8 protein-coding genes and 1 pseudogene are annotated in these 13,344 nt (G+C 65.5%); 2 read left to right on the forward strand and 7 right to left on the reverse strand.

Annotation, left to right across the window (positions count from 1 at the left end; translation table 11 throughout):
- Nucleotides 1-40: 40 nt before the first annotated feature.
- The 4 genes from OIE68_RS17025 to OIE68_RS17040 all read right to left on the reverse strand — a co-directional run bounded on the left by OIE68_RS17025 (nt 41) and on the right by OIE68_RS17040 (nt 4,558).
- Nucleotides 41-1,537 carry a cutinase family protein gene (locus tag OIE68_RS17025; protein WP_327100333.1) on the reverse strand — a complete coding sequence of 499 codons (1,497 nt, stop codon included), beginning with the start codon at nt 1,535-1,537 and terminating at the stop codon, nt 41-43.
- A 77-nt stretch (nt 1,538-1,614) separates the two neighbouring features.
- Nucleotides 1,615-2,757, reverse strand: coding sequence for a lipase family protein (locus tag OIE68_RS17030; protein WP_327100334.1), 1,143 nt, complete (start codon nt 2,755-2,757; stop codon nt 1,615-1,617).
- Nucleotides 2,757-4,004, reverse strand: a complete 1,248-nt coding sequence (locus OIE68_RS17035; RefSeq protein ID WP_327100335.1) for a cutinase family protein — start codon at nt 4,002-4,004, stop codon at nt 2,757-2,759. The genes OIE68_RS17030 and OIE68_RS17035 overlap by 1 nt, the downstream gene beginning before the upstream one ends.
- Nucleotides 4,001-4,558 (reverse strand): hypothetical protein, encoded by a 558-nt coding sequence (locus OIE68_RS17040; protein WP_327100336.1) that lies wholly within the window; start codon nt 4,556-4,558, stop codon nt 4,001-4,003. Before OIE68_RS17040 ends, OIE68_RS17035 begins: the two co-directional genes overlap by 4 nt.
- A gap of 1,243 nt (nt 4,559-5,801) precedes the next feature.
- Here OIE68_RS17040 and OIE68_RS17045 point away from each other — a divergent pair.
- Nucleotides 5,802-6,572 carry an MBL fold metallo-hydrolase gene (locus OIE68_RS17045; protein WP_327100337.1) on the forward strand — a complete coding sequence of 257 codons (771 nt, stop codon included), beginning with the start codon at nt 5,802-5,804 and terminating at the stop codon, nt 6,570-6,572.
- Nucleotides 6,573-6,796: 224 nt separating this feature from the next.
- Here the strand turns inward: OIE68_RS17045 and OIE68_RS17050 are convergent, their stop codons facing one another.
- Nucleotides 6,797-7,549 carry a helix-turn-helix transcriptional regulator gene (locus OIE68_RS17050; protein ID WP_327100338.1) on the reverse strand — a complete coding sequence of 251 codons (753 nt, stop codon included), beginning with the start codon at nt 7,547-7,549 and terminating at the stop codon, nt 6,797-6,799.
- Between the two features lie 97 nt (nt 7,550-7,646).
- On the opposite strand from OIE68_RS17050, the gene OIE68_RS17055 reads away from it, so the two are divergent.
- Nucleotides 7,647-8,543 (forward strand): helix-turn-helix domain-containing protein, encoded by an 897-nt coding sequence (locus tag OIE68_RS17055; RefSeq protein ID WP_327100339.1) that lies wholly within the window; start codon nt 7,647-7,649, stop codon nt 8,541-8,543.
- A gap of 660 nt (nt 8,544-9,203) precedes the next feature.
- Here the strand turns inward: OIE68_RS17055 and OIE68_RS17060 are convergent.
- Together OIE68_RS17060 and OIE68_RS17065 are read right to left on the reverse strand one after the other, a co-directional pair.
- Entirely contained in the window at nt 9,204-12,500 is a 3,297-nt protein-coding gene (locus OIE68_RS17060) for a protein kinase domain-containing protein (RefSeq protein WP_327101704.1), read from the reverse strand.
- Between the two features lie 297 nt (nt 12,501-12,797).
- A pseudogene (locus tag OIE68_RS17065) lies at nt 12,798-13,326 on the reverse strand (3-oxoacid CoA-transferase subunit A); the annotation flags it as partial.
- Between the last annotated feature and the right edge of the window lie 18 nt (nt 13,327-13,344).

The raw sequence follows: 13,344 nt of genomic DNA on the forward strand, positions 1-13,344 counted from the left end.
GTGGGTACGTCGGGCGGATTCGGGCTCCGCCCGAAGGGGTCTAGGGGCCAGTACTCGACGTCGGGCCCGCTGGTGTCACGGCACTGGTGCTGGGGGTGGGTGGTGTGATCGTCGAGCGGGTGGCGGATTGTGCTGGGGCTGAAGCGATCCCGGTGGCGGCGAGGTCGCCGGCCAGGGCGGTGAACCAGTCGGCGGTGGCGCGCAGCGCTGAGTGCCCGGTTTGTGTGGCGGCCACGGTTTGGTAGGAGCCGTGGCGGCCGGTGGTGTCGCTGTATTTGGCGGAGCTGGCCAGGGTGTAGAGCTCGCTGTGGTCGCTGATGGTGCTGGTGATCGCGTCGAAGGCTTGATTGATCCAGCGACTGGCGCTCTGTGGCGGTATCAACTCCACGACCGCCGCGGCGAGCTTGGTGCCCAACGCCGCGATCGCCGCCCACGGATTGGACATACCGACAGTCGCCAGCTCGGCAACCGTCGCTGGTGTGAATACCTTCTGCGCCACCGAGACGACCGCCCCGAGCCCGATTGTGCCGAGCTTCATCAGTGCTGAGAGGGCGTCGGCAGGTGCTGGTTGTGTGGCGGTCGGACTGGACGCTTCGGCTAGGCGTTGGCCGAGAGATTTGCTGGGTTCGTAGGACAGCTGATCGAGGCTGGTGCCGCGCAGGTCCTCGTTGACCACATTCACTGCCGTCGTGTAGACCGTCGCCGACAACGCCTGCGCGACAGTCGAAATCGCGGCAATAGGATCTCGCAGATCCGACCGTGCAGCGATGTTGGCCACCGTGGTGACCAGCGGGCTTCCAGCCGGTGCGTCGCAGGTAGCGTCACCTGCTACACACAGATCCGCGATTCGCCCGACCAACGTTCCGTACCCGCTCGACCCCGCCGGGGCGGCAATCCCTATACCGGTCAGCGCTGGATTGCTCAGCGTGATCGAGGCGACCTTCTCCCCCGTCGTACCAGGCGCCGCCGCGGGAGTAGTCGCCTGGGGCAGACTGGGCAATACAGAGGTATTCGCCACGCGAGTCGGGTTGGCCAGCAACGCAATTCCAGCGACTCGGTCTGCACCGACCTGAGCGCTGCCGGCTCCGACTCGTTGGGCGAAGGTCGAGACTGCGGCCGCGCCCTGTGCGTAGCCGACTGCGGCGATCTTGGTATGGGGACAGCGCGTCAGGACCTCGGCGGCCATCTGTTCCAGGCGCTCCGAGGCGGCGGTGATCGCGGCGTCGTAGGGCAGGGCCTTCCCATCGGCTGTCTGGCCGTAGGGGACGTAGGCGCGCTGCACGAGGTCCCCCGCGGCAGCGGCCAGCGGACCGAAGACCTGGCCCAACGCCCCGGAGTCGCTGACGATCCCGGCCTCCGGGGCTCCCTCCTCACTGCCCTGCACCCCCAGCACATACAGGCTGGGGCACTTCGCTCCGAGAGGGACACCGTCATCGGCGTTCACTGTGCTGACACCGGCCACAGACACGATGATCGACATCAGTGCCATCGCGGCGGCGCACCGCAACGTCCGAGTCCTGACAATGCGGGGATGCATGAGATTTCACCTCGATCTCTGCTGATTTGGGGCCTGCCCGCACCCCGGCGAGGGGTTCGCAGGTGCGGGCAGGCGATTCAGGTGGTCTGCGGGCTCGGTGGTGCCGGGCGCGTGGTGTGGTCGGGTCGGCGGGCCAAGTAGTGGGCCAGCTGCGCGATGGCTTCGGGAGCGCCGTCAGTGGCGGTGCCGCTGTGGCTGTTCGGGTATTCCCGCCAGTTCAAATCGACTCCGAGAGAGCGGTATTCGGCGAACAGGTTGCGTCCCATCGCTACCGGTACTATGGCGTCCTCGGTGCCGTGGTAGAGGTGCACGGGTACCTCCGGGGTCGCGTAGCCGCTGGTCTCGTTGGCCAGCACGTATCGCCAGATGGGGTCGTTCCAGGGGTCGGCGCGTTCGCACCAGTGTCCAAGCGGCTGGTTGCGATAGGTGACCAGCAGCGCCGCCGCGTCGAGTTCTCGAGCGTGCTCGACAGCGCGGTGTCCCTCGTCGGTGAGTAGATGGTCTACCGGCAGATGGGTATACGCGCGCGCCAGCCCGATCAGCCCGGCCAACGCCAGCCCCGACCACGGCCCGCCATCGATCTCACTGATCAGCGCCCCGGGATCGGCCACGACAGCACCGGCAGCGACCCCCCGCAGATCCAGGTCCGATGCATACCGGGGATGCTGCTCGGCAGCCCAAATCGCCGCGCGCCCACCATCGGCGTACCCCCACACCGCGCACGGCGCGCTCGAAGAGTCCAGGTCCGGCAGCGTGCCCACCGCGCGGGCGAGGTCAAGCACAGCGTGCGCGGCGGCACGACCGGCCAGGAACATGTGCGGCCCCAACCCGGTGATGCCCAAGCACTGCCCGTCGGGCACCGCGACCGTCCAGCCGCGCTCGAGTGCGCTGGCTATGAACCCGGATTCCGGTTCGGTCCCCTCCCCCGCCAGCAGCTGCGACGGCGCACACCGCCCACCGAGACCGTGGAATTCCGTGCAGTACACCAGGATCGGGCTGGGGCCAGCGGTGTCTGGCCGGTCCGGTGTGATCACAATCCCCGACGCCGGGATGGGGCCGTTGGACGCGGTGCGGGTGGCATAGACGAGCTGCCACGCACGCTTCGCGCCGGGCAGCCCCGGGGTGGCTACGCTGCGGCACCGCTGGATCTCCCCCGGCTGGGGGGTGAAGTCGATTTCGGGGATGCTGTAGAAATCATCGATGGTGGTGGGGTCGGTCATTATCGGCTCCCGGCGATGTCGTGGGCGAGGGCGACCATCCAGGCGATACCCGAGTTGAGTTGGCCGTTGATGGCGTAGTTGTTGTGTCGGGCGACGGTGTCGGCGTAGCGGACCCAGATCGCAGGATTGAGCAGGTCGGCGTTGTCGGCGACGAGCCCACCCCACGCCATGCCGAGTTGGTCGACGAGCTTGGGAACCAACCCGATCGGGTTCGCCGCGACGGTGGCGGTGATCTCGCTCCACCGCGCGCCCGCCGCGCCGATCTGCTCCGGGTTCGGGCCGGGTTTACGGGGATCGGCAGCCTCGATCAACCGGGCAGCCAAACCCAACTGCGGGGCATAGTCGACATCGCCCGCGCGGACCTGAAAGTCATTGAGCACCACAGTCGTCCAGGCATCACCGATTGCAGCGGTGAGCAAGGTATTCAGTGATCCGATGGCGGCAACAGGGTCACGCAGGTCGGCTTGGGCGGCGATCTCGGCACCCACGCGCAGCAGCGCCGCCCGATCCGGTGCCGAACAAGCCAGGTCACCGTCGGTGCAGATGTCGGCAACACGACCTGTCAGTGCGCCGTAGCTGGTCGCGCCGTCGGCGATGCCGCCGCCACCGGCGGGCGGGTTGGAGATCTGCACCGCCGACACCGCCGCCCCGCTGGTGCCAGGCGCGGGGTCGGGTCCTGTCTGGCCCGGGCGGCCGGGGAAGATCGGCGCGTCCGGTGCGCGGTCGGGATGGGCATACAGTGCGATGCCAGCGATACGATCCGGCGCGACCGGCCCGACGCCCGCGCCGACATCCCGAGCAAACAACGACATCGCCTGCGCACCTTGGGAATAGCCGATCCCGGCGATCATCGTGCTGGGGCAGGTCTCGGCGATCTGGGAGGCAGCAGCGTCGAGGTGGGTACGGGCATCGGTCACCGACACCACATACGGGTCAGGCCCACCACCGGGGACCGCGCCACCGAACCCAGCGCCGTAGGGAATGTAGCTGCGCTGCACCAGACCGGGAGCGGCCGAAAGTACCGGCGCGATGAGCGCGCCAACGACTCCGGTGTCAGCGAGCAGGTCTGCGGTTGGCGAGGATTGCCCGGTGCCCTGGACGCCGAGCAAATACAGCGCGGGGCACCCGGATAGCGGCACGGCCTCAGCTGATCCGGGGGCAGTAGTGACCCCGGCCAAGCCCAGCATGGCAGCGGCGGCTACCGCCGCGGCAAGGACACGTGCGCGGTTGTTCTCCTCTGCGGTCATGGCTGCCCGACTCCGACTCCAGCGCCGAACCCGGCACCAACCGTGCCCGCAGCGACCGCACCGACGACAGCGGCAGGGATACCGGCCGCGGCGGCACCCACGAACGCACCGGCCGCGGCGCCAAGCGCTGTTCCGGCCACGCCGGATGTCACCGTGCCGATGATCGGCACCGCCACAACCGTGCCGAGCGCGGCTCCGGCGATTCCGCCGATGGTGCCGCCGATCAGGCCACCGACCACCGCTCCAGCAGCAGCTACCGGCGCTCCCACGATCGCGGCGCCTGCGGCGCCACCGATTCCGGCACCAGCCAGGGTGGCGCCGCTGACACGGTCCGACCGTCCAGCTGGGATGCCGATCGAGTCCAACGCGGTCGCGACCTGAGCTTCGGCACCAGCGGCAGTGTCGTTGATGACATCCGCGCATTCCGCAGGCAGCCAGTCCGGGCGCGGGGTCTGCCACTGCCCGATACGAATCGTGTTCTCCGGCGGCTCAATCGGTGCTACTGGGGCTACGGGCGCGGGCAGATGCAATTCGTCGATCCGTATCGGCTCCACCGGCTCCTCCGGCGGTGGAGCTGGACGCGGGGTCGCCTCATTCCGGATCTCTGGCGGCTGCGAGTAGTACACCGGCGGCGCTGGCTGCGGCGGCGCTGGTTCAGGCTCCGGCGAAGGCGGCGGCAGGGTGGTTGTGCCGGGCTGCGCGGGGCTGGTGACACCGGGCTGGTCGGCGATTGCGAAGAGACCCTCGACGGCACTGGCTGTCCCCGCACAGGTGGCCAGCACTATAGCCGCGGGTATCGCACCCGCGAGGAGGACACGGCTGCCTCGCCCGATGCTGCTGCACAAATGATTTCGCCCTTGCACAGCACCTGCTTCAATTCGGTGATCAGGTATGCGGTGGCAGGGAATTCTGGTGGATTCGAGCATGCCAAATAACCCTTCGTCGTGAAGGCGGGGAATAGTGATTTACGACCCCGAATGCGCGGGGCGGACGCTGTTCGAGGTGCCTCCCAGCAGCGAATACGCTTCTGGGAGGCGGCTTCTCAACTCTTGCGTGTCAGATGAAGGGGGCGATGAGCGCCAGCGCCTGTGCTGCTACGGACAGGCCACTCGACAGTAGCGACAGAGCGTAATTCGCCCATCCGAGTATCACGTAGGGATCCATCTCTTTCCTTTCGAACGGCGTGGACTTGCATGTCCATCAAAAGCCTTGAAAGACAGAGAAATCCAGAGCTCGAACGCACCTAGATTGCGTTAACGCGCGCTGCGTAAAACTGCAAAGGGCTTCTAAGCGCAGCGTTTGCCAAAGGTTTTACGCAGCAAGCGTCAACACAATTTTCGAGACGGTTGGGGCGCCGAGTCCTCTAGCCTTCCTCCGTGACGTCATCTTCGTTGTGCCCCGAGCGAACCTCCTGGCGATGCGGCGGCTGCACACCGGCATGCACTGGCTGGCACTACGTGAGATTGAGCACATGTCGTCGCGCTACCCATGGCGAGCGAGACCGATGCGGTCGATGACTCGGAGTCTGAGTTCGAAATGCTGTTCTGAAGGCCGCACCTGCGGACACCAGCGTCGTCGCCAGTAGCGACTCCAGCACGGCGACGGTGCCGACGTACCCGCCAGACCGAATTATGTTTCAGCACTGGCACTTTGGTGTACTTTTGGATGACTTCCATATGTCGCTAGGGGGCAACGGGGCCGCGTCTAGGTGGCTGGTTGGTCGGCAACATGGATCGGAGCAGTGTTATGCATGTCCATCATCTGGACGCTGGAGGTACCAGGCCTTTCGGTGGGCGGTTGATCGATGGTCGTCCGGGCGTTCTGCGGAGGGCCGTGGGGGCGTGCCACTGCCTGCTGATCGAGCATGCGACGGGATTGGCGTTGGTGGACACCGGCTACGGGGAGCAGGCCATGGTTCGACCTGATGTTTGGGTGGGCCAGAAGCTTGTCCGCCGGACCAACCCACTGCTCGACAACCCAATTGCCAAACAGGTAGAGGCACTGGGGTTCGCGCGCACCGATGTTCGCGACATCATCGTGACGCATTTGGACTTGGATCATGCGGGGGGTCTTGCGGACTTTCCGGCAGCGATCGTCCACGTCCACCAAGCCGAGCTCGATGCTGCGACAGGGAGCCGGCAGATGCGGTACCGGCCCATACAGTTCGAGCACGGACCCAAGTGGAACACCTACGCCGACTCCGACAGTAGCGACGAGAATTGGCTCGGATTCAGGGCGGTGCGCGAGTTGACAGGGCTGCCGCAAGGAATCCTGATGATCCCGTTGGCAGGACATACACGCGGGCATGTCGGGGTTGCGGTCGACACCGGAAAGGGGTGGTTTCTCCACGCTGGAGACGCCTACTCCTATCACGGCCAGATGGCGAACAATCCGTCCATGCCACTGGGGGCCCGCATATTTCAGTGGTCTGTTGACACTCAACGCCAGCAACGGGTCGACAATCAGAAGCGACTCCGGGAACTGGTACGCGATCATCGAGACGAGGTAACCGTCTTCTCGTCGCACTGCGCGTCCGAGTTCCAGCGATTGAGTACCGCAACCCGTTGATATAGCTGAAGGTACCGACGAAAGTTCACCGTTGCGCTCCCCATGCACGAGCAGCATCCTGCACTGCGCGCTAAGAAATTAACGATCCCTGGCCATTCCCCCAGACCCCGGTGCGCGGTTGCGGCAACTTGATCGGACCGCCGGTGCGGCGGCCAACACGAACACAAACCTCGGATGTTCGCTTCTCGCACAAGGACTGCTGGACATCTGCGCTACAGATAGCGCTACACCGCCATGGCTAGTGGACCGTCGACTGAGGTCAGGTGGTAGACCCACCACGGTCTAAATGGCAGCTCACTGGCATCGATAGACACCCACATCTGGTACTCCTCACCGGTATCGGCGTCCCTGATGACTGAGTACTCGAGAGACCGGGCCGGTGTCGCCAAGCTTTTCGGTAGTTCGGAATTCCAGAAGTCATCCCACTCCGGCACGTGGCGACAAGCATCGACGACGGCGTCGACTTCATGTTGTGGCACGATCCCCCGCGACATGAGCTTGAGTCCTTGTGTCATCAAGTGCGTCTCGAACCTCCAATTCACCAGCACCCGGCGAGCAATCGGCTCGTTCACCATCCACTCGATGATGTTGCGGCCCGGCGTCAATCCAGGAAATGCCTTGAGGTACTTACTATTTGCGGCCTTCACCCTGAACAGAGGCACCTCCTGAAGGCATGCCGGCCCCGGGTACGCCTCCAGAATCCGCAAATCCCGGGGCAGCAATGGGGCATCCACACCAAGGTGCGACGGTATGAGGTTGGTACGCGTGAGAGCCAGAATCGTTCGGCCCCACCAAACCGGTAGAGCCAAAGCTCCAACAATGGCTTCGAACGACTCGATGCTCAACGAACGCGTGCCGTTCTCGACCTTCTTGATCTGATCACCACTCAGGCCGACAAGACTGCCAAGGTCTTCGGGTCGATCCAGCCCGATCTCTATCCGGCGCGCTCTCAACCATTGCCCGACGGCCTTAGACATCTCTTCCAAAGTTCTTCTCCCCCTCGCGGATAGCCCCAGGACACGTTGTCCCCGTAGTGATCTTGACGGTCACCGCCCGGATGTCAAGACTCGGTCCATGGACCTCAAAACGAACCGCTCAGCCTACCTGAGTCCTCCCCACGACGGAAGGCAGCCGACAGACGAGGAGCTACCCCTGACTCGACACTCCCGTCACCACGGGCCCAACAAGCCCAGATACACACCGCAACAACATCTCCCGACCCTACCCACCACATTGCGCCTAATCCGAGATCACCTGCGACTATCCCGCGTCACCGCCCACGCACGACACGGGATCAGCCCCTCCTACCTCAGCCAAATCGAGCGTGGCGAACGCACCCCATCCATCGAGACACTCGAAATGATCATCGCCGGTTACAAACTCACACCGGTTCTGGCGCGTCACCTATGGGACCTACGGACTCCCGCACAGGATCTCCCGGCAGTGGAGAACCTTCGTCAGTGCGTCAGCGAGAATGTCGGACTCATGGCCTACCTCCATGACCTCGAAGTACGGGGAGTACTCGCGGCCTACGTGGATCCAATGTGGAATGTACTGGCCTGCAACGGATTATTCTGGTCACTCGCACCTGACCTCAATGAAACCAAGTGCATCCCGGCATGGCTGTTCAGCCCGATCGCCCGGACCGTCCTCCTCCAATGGCGTAGCGAGGCCGCCTACTCCGTCGCCACCATCAAAGGCGCTCTCGCACGGTACCGCGGCAGCGAACAAGCACATGCCCTCATACGACGGCTTCACTCCGACAAGGACTTTCAAGAATTGTGGTCCGGCACCATCGACGTCGCCTACGGCCGTGACACCAACCACCTCCTGCACGCGCGTAACCCCGCGACCGAGGAACTGGGCAGCTACCGCCTCTGCGTGGCGGACGTGACACAAAATCAGCACGTTCAGCTGATCACCGCGATCCGGACTCGCTACTCCGGCCCCAAGTTCTCCCAACCACACTGAAGGAGCCGGCGGCGAGCTCGCTGACCGGGCTCACCCGTCGACGGAACGTATTCAAGGGACTGTTGTGACGCTCCTGCGCGGGGCGGGAATCCTGCCTGCCTGCTGGGCCATCTCGGGAGAGGCTGTGCACGAAAGTTGACAGTCGAGACCATGGTCGGTCCCATGTGCTGCGTCCCGCGGGATCAGTCGTTGCGTTCCAGGCATCGTGGGTGTAGACCGGCATATCCGGAGTCCGGCAATTGCTGCAGGCCGGAGTCGACGACGTCGTCGGCACCCTCATGGACGAGAACATCAGGCCGCCGGCGCCGCCCACGGCCGGCGACTCGATGAAGCCGAACCGGCGACGACGGTCGGCGAACTCGGCAGGCAGCTGACCCGGCGCACCACACTCTACGACGTCCTCCTCGACCCACCCACGCTTTGCGGCCCACGCTGCTCGCCCGGCAACCGAGATGGCATTCGGCATGAAAACAGCAGGAAGACGGCCTCGTCGGCATCAGTCCCGGCGGCACCCCGGGCTCGGCTTCATCGGCATGGCTTTTCTCTGGACAGTCGTTCGCGTTTCGCCCGCTCCGAGGACGCGTACAGAGTGGCCGGATCACCCGGTCGGCGTGGAACGATCTCGCCGATCGTTCAAAGGGATGACCCAGTCCGACACCTTCAACCGTGTGCGGGTCGGCTCCGCTCGGCGACCCAGGCGGCGATCTGGGCGCGGGAGCTGAATCCGAGTTTGGTCAGGATGTGTTCGACGTGTCCCTCAGCGGTGCGCAGCGAGATGACCAGGCGGGTGGCGATGGCCCTGTTGGTCAGGCCGTCGGCGACGAGGTCGGCAACCTCCTGCTCCCGTCTGGTCAGCTTCGCCGGATCAGCAGCCGCGGCCCTTGGTTGCTCTCCTAGGGCGTAGTCGGTCGCGGCGTCGAGATCGAGTGCGGCGCCTTCGCGGTAGGCGGCCTCGAAGGATCGCTGGCTGAGCGTGCGACGGACGGCTCGCTCGCAGTCCTCATGGTGGACCGCCAGGCCCGCAAACAGTATGGAAGAGCCGCCAATCGCCTGAGATAGTGCCTGCGCGGCGCCCAGCAACACCGAGGCGCGTCGCGCGCTGCCCTCGGCGCCGACAACCCAAGCCAGACCTTCCAGGGCTATCGCGGCCATGAGCAGGTCTTTCTGTTGTCTGGCCAGCTGCAGCTCCTGCCGCAGCAGCTGCAGCGCACGGTCGCGATCACCCTGGCGCCACGCGGCAATCGCCGCCCCCCACAAGGCATATGACCGATGTGCGGATTCGCCGTGGGATTCGATGATCGCGAGGGCCTTCTCGAAGTACGAGAGAGCTGCTGCGCTGTCCTCCCGGAATGTGTGCACCCATCCGAGCCCGAGCAGGGCCCAGACCTGCCCGTAGACCTCACCTTGTGCAGTGAACGTCTCGAGGGCCGCCTCCGTGGGAGCGCGGGCGCGCGCAGAGTCAGCGATGCGGACCGCGTGCAGACCTTGGGTGAGGTTCACGAACGCGTGCACGATCGGATGCTCGGTCTGTTCGGCGAGCGCCTGCGCCTGCCTGAGCAGTGCGGATGCTGCGGGGAGATCGTCCTGGGATTCGGTCACCAGGCTGGCGCGCCACAGTGCCTTGGCGCGTGCGGGCGTGGCAGTGGCGGGTGCGCCGGCGAGGGCGCGGTCGAGCCAGTGCCGAGCCTCACTGAGCTGGCTTCGGGAGAACCAGAACAGTTGCAGGGCTGCCGCGAACGACAACGCGGCGTCGGATCCTGCTCGGGTGTCGGTCAGGCAGAAGTCCAATGCCTCGCGCAGGTTCGGTTGTTCGCGGTCGAGGCGGGCGATCCAGTCGAGTTGTCGAGGGCTGATCCAATCGGCCTCGGCGTCCTCGGCGAGCTGCCGATACCAGTCCAGGTGCCGGCGCCGCAATTCCAGGTATTCGCCGGCTTCGTCGAGTTTGTCGCGGCCGTAGTCACGGACCGTCTCGAGCAGCCGGAACCGCACCACCGACTCCGACTCCTCGCGATTCAAGATGGACTTTTCGACCAGGGCGGTGAGCACATCGAGCAGATCCTGTGCTCCGAGGTCGTCTCGACACACCTGTTCGGCGGCGTCGAGTTCGAAACTGCCGGCGAATACCGACAGCTGGGCCCACACCTGCTGTTCGGCCGGGGTGCACAGCGAGTGACTCCAGTCGATGCACCACTGCAGGGTCTGCTGGCGGCTCGGCGCGCTGCGGCTGCCGCGGGTGAGCAGCGCGTACCGGTCGGTGAGCCGTTGCAGGATCTGTTCGGGTGACAGTGCTGGCAGCCGGGCTGCCGCCAACTCGATGGCCAGCGGCAGCCCGTCGAGGTGGCGGCAGATCTCGGCTACCGCGGCGAGGTTGTCCTTGGTGAGCGCAAAGCCGGGCACCGCGGCGGCGGCTCGTTCGACGAACAGGCTGACCGCGTCGTAGCGGGGCGCACCCCGCAGCGACGGTTCCCGATCTGGATCGGGAACCGTCAGCGGCCGCACCCGCAGTACGGATTCCCCGCCGATGCCCAGCGGCTCGCGGCTGGTGGCGAGGATCCGCAGCCCCGGGCACGCCCGCAGCAGAGTCTCGGCAACCTTCGCTGCCGCATCCACGATTTGTTCGCAATTGTCGAGCACCAGCAGCAACTGCTTTGGCGCCAGATATTCGATCAGCACATCGAGCACCGACTGTCCCCGCGGACGCAACCCCACAGCGGCAGCGATCACCCCCGGCAGCAGGCCACCATCGTGCAGCTCGCTGAGCTCGACCAACCACACCCCGTCAGTGAAGTCGCGTCGCGCACCGGTCGCGACCCGCAACGCCAGCCGGGTCTTGCCCACCCCACCGATCCCGGTCAACGTCACCAGCCGCGAGCTCGCCAGCAGGCTCTTGGCCTCGGTCAATTCGGCGCGGCGGCCGACGAAGCTCGTCAGCTCCAGAGGAAGAGACGCCTGTGCGCTGACCCACGAACCAGACGGTGCGGGCCCCCGAACCGGCGAGCGGCCGGTGGCAAGTGGAATCAATGGAATCGGGGTTCTGTCTGGCTGCTCGGCACCCGTTGTGATCCGCACCGCCATCTCATCGACCGGCCACCCGCGCTCGACCTGCAGTTGCTGCAACTGCTCGCCGAAGGCCGCCGCGGCGGGCCGCTGCTCGGGAGCGCGGGCCATGGCATGTTCGATTGCGGTCGAGATCTCTTCGTCGATGCTGTGCTCGCGCAGATTCGGCGTCGGCTGCGTGGTGATCCGCAGAAACTGGGCCACCATCTGCTCCCCGCTGCGTCGCTCGAACGCCGCATGCCCGGTCAACGCGGCGAACAAGGTAGCGCCCAGACCATAGACATCGGCCGCCGCGGTCGGCTGTTCTCCCGCCAGCACCTCCGGTGCGGTGAACGCCGGCGAACCCGTTATCGTGCCCGTGGCGGTACGAAATCCGTCGGCGATACGCGCGATCCCGAAATCGGTCAGTGCCGGCTCACCGTAATCGGTGATCAGGATGTTGGCGGGCTTAACATCCCGATGCACGATGCCGAGCCGGTGCGCGGTCTCCAGCGCCCCGGCAACCTTCACCCCCACTTGCAACGACTCCTGCACCGACAGCGGACCGTAACGACGGATTCGGGCGTCGAGGGAATCCTGCGGATAGTAGGGCATCACCAGATAGGGCAGACCGGATGCGGTGGTGCCGACCTGCAGTACTGCCACGATGTTCGGGTGCCCGGTCAGCCGGCCCATCGCCCGCTGCTCCCGAACAAACCGCTCCCGGTTGCCCTCCGCGAGGTCGGCGGTCAGAATCTTGACCGCCACAGTCCGATCCAAGGCCGTCTGGGAGCACCGATACACCACGCCGAAGCCGCCGCGACCGATCTCCTCGGCGTCGGCGAATCCAGCTTCCGCCAGCTCCACCGGGACCGTGGAGATCACCTCGCGCTGAGTTTTGAACGAGTCGATTTCACCCATATACAGGTCCTGCTCGATGGTGTACCTCAGCATATAGCGCCAGACCAGTGCAGTGGCGTCGCCCTTGGCCCCCGTATCTGCAGCCAACTGAGGGTCTGTCCTGACCTGCAATATTTTGGGGCACGCGTGTCGGCAAGAGTGCTAGCTGGTGGGGTCGATTCCCGCGGTCGGGCGGGTGCTTGGCGGGTAGTGGCCGATGATCCCGCTGTTGGCTTTTCCGCAGGCGCCGTTGGCGAAGTTGATCCATGGTCCGGCACCGGCCGACCCGCTCGTTCGGGTGCCCGACCGCGATCTCGTCTATGTGGAATCCGTCGACGAGGCAGTCGCCGGAATCGACGACGGCGCAACGGTTCTCGTCCCCTGGACGATGGTCGACGCGGCGGCCGTGGCCATGACGGGGCCGAAATTCCGGGCGGTCTTGCGGTAGACCAGGTTGCCCAGGGTGTCGGCGCGATGGGCGCTGATCAGTGCGACATCACCCTTGATCGGGTATTCGAGAACGTATGTGCGCCCGTCGATTTCGCGGATCTCCTTGCCCTCGGCCAGCGGTGTGCCGACCCCGGTCGGGCAGAAGAACGCACCGATGCCCGCACCCGCCGGCGCGCATTCGCTCGGCGAGATTGCCCTGTGGGACGACCTCGAGTTCGACCTCGCCCGCGCGGTACAGCGTGTCGAAGACATACGAGTCGGTCTGTCGTGGGAAGGAGCAGATCACTTTCCGGACCCGACCGGCCTGCAACAGGGCGGCCAGCCCGACCTCACCGTTGCCCGCGTTGTTCGAGACGATGGTCAGATCCTTCGCGCCCTGGCGGATGAGCCCGTCGATGTTGATTGTTCAGCAGCA

It is taken from the genome of Nocardia vinacea, from assembly GCF_035920345.1.
Taxonomy (GTDB): Bacteria; Actinomycetota; Actinomycetes; order Mycobacteriales; family Mycobacteriaceae; genus Nocardia; species Nocardia vinacea_A.

Excerpts from the sequence above, each read along its gene's own strand:
- OIE68_RS17030 (WP_327100334.1), bottom strand. The coding sequence starts at position 2,757 with ATGACCGACCCCACCACCATCGATGATTTCTACAGCATCCCCGAAATC.
- OIE68_RS17035 (WP_327100335.1), bottom strand. The coding sequence starts at position 4,004 with ATGACCGCAGAGGAGAACAACCGCGCACGTGTCCTTGCCGCGGCGGTA.
- OIE68_RS17060 (WP_327101704.1), bottom strand. The coding sequence starts at position 12,500 with ATGGGTGAAATCGACTCGTTCAAAACTCAGCGCGAGGTGATCTCCACG.
- OIE68_RS17055 (WP_327100339.1), top strand. The coding sequence starts at position 7,647 with ATGGACCTCAAAACGAACCGCTCAGCCTACCTGAGTCCTCCCCACGAC.
- OIE68_RS17025 (WP_327100333.1), bottom strand. The coding sequence starts at position 1,537 with ATGCATCCCCGCATTGTCAGGACTCGGACGTTGCGGTGCGCCGCCGCG.
- OIE68_RS17050 (WP_327100338.1), bottom strand. The coding sequence starts at position 7,549 with ATGTCTAAGGCCGTCGGGCAATGGTTGAGAGCGCGCCGGATAGAGATC.